Origin of the sequence: Magnetospirillum sp. (genome assembly GCA_027532905.1) — a bacterium.
Classification (GTDB): Bacteria; Pseudomonadota; Alphaproteobacteria; order CACIAM-22H2; family CACIAM-22H2; genus Tagaea.
The window spans coordinates 1-1223 of the sequence record JAPZUA010000012.1; the positions used below are offsets into that span (position 1 = coordinate 1).

Consider the following 1223-nt stretch of genomic DNA (forward strand, 5'->3'; position numbering starts at 1 on the left):
AAATCCGCGCTACCGCACGCCGGGTGCCGAGGCCCCCAGCGTTGCGACGGCACGTACGTGCGCCCGGCCTCGCCGCCTAGGCGGCAGCGACCGCGCGGTTGGGCACGTGCACGCGTACTTCGCGTCCCAGCAGATCGAGCAGCACGACCACGCGCTCGGCATCCGCCAGGGCTTGGAACTTGCCAATCAGATCGGCGAACGGCCCGCCCGTCACGCGCACGGCCATGCCGGGCTTGAAGCGGCGTGCAGGCTCGAGAGACTGGTCGAAGGTCTGCGCGGCCTCGTGCGCGCGGATCGCAGCGACCACGCCCTCGGGCACAGCGACGGGCGCATCGCCCACGCGCACGATGTTCGACACGCCAAAGGTCGACAGGATCGGCCGCCAACGGTCGCGCAGCAGATCGAGGGCCACGAACAGATACCGCGGGAATAGCGGCTTCTGCACGAGATCGACCTTGCGCGCGTGGCTGCGCCGGCAGCGATAGAGCGGCAAATAGGCGGCATAACCTTGGCGCGCCAGATTGGCGGCAGCCCGCTGCTCGCCCAAAGGCTGGGTGTGCACAGCGTACCAGGCGGTCATGCCGCACCGGCCGTTTCGGAAGGCGGCACGCGCAAGCGCAGCAGGGCCGGCCCCACCACGCGATCGGCCTCGAGCCCCGCTGCGAGTACGGCGTCGCGCAGGCGCAGATAGACGCCTTGCGGGTCGCGCATGTCGCACAGCACGACGGCGTCGAACGGCCCAGCAATCTCGGCAAGATCGCCTGCGATCGCAAAGCCGATATGCGCCTCGCCCGCCTTGCTCGCATCGACCAAGCCGACGATTTCGACATTGGCCTCGCGCGCCGACAGCAGGGCCGCTTCCGCGAGTTCGGATGCGCCCACCAGCACAATGCGCTTCAAGCCGCGTGCGGCAAAGCGGCCGAAAATCTCGGCATATTGGCTGCGCGCCTTGCGGAACAGGTCGAACGACGCGCGCAAATATTCGGCCGTCAGCCGCGCTTTTTCGCTGAACCCGTTCGGCGTAAGATAGTAGGCGTAGCGATTGAGCGGGGCCGTCGAAATTTTGATGAGACCTTTGCGCACACAGCGTTTGAGCACCGCATTGGCAAGCCCAAGGGCCACGCCCAATTCGCTCGACATCGAACGCTGGGTCACGTTCGAATTATGCTCGACCGCCGACAGCACGCCCAGCAACAGGGCGGTCGAATCGCGGTCGATTTTGG

General features: G+C 66.9%; 2 protein-coding genes. Both read right to left on the reverse strand.

Features of this window, described 5'->3' with window-relative positions; all coding sequences use genetic code 11:
- Nucleotides 1–76: 76 nt before the first annotated feature.
- Complete coding sequence (locus O9320_20625; GenBank protein ID MCZ8313256.1) at nucleotides 77–580, reverse strand: hypothetical protein; 504 nt, start codon at nucleotides 578–580, stop codon at nucleotides 77–79.
- A partial coding sequence (locus O9320_20630) for a winged helix-turn-helix transcriptional regulator (GenBank protein ID MCZ8313257.1) occupies nucleotides 577–1223 on the reverse strand: 647 nt, incomplete at its 5' end. The genes O9320_20630 and O9320_20625, both read right to left, overlap by 4 nt.

Excerpts from the sequence above, each read along its gene's own strand:
- O9320_20625 (MCZ8313256.1), bottom strand. The coding sequence starts at position 580 with ATGACCGCCTGGTACGCTGTGCACACCCAGCCTTTGGGCGAGCAGCGG.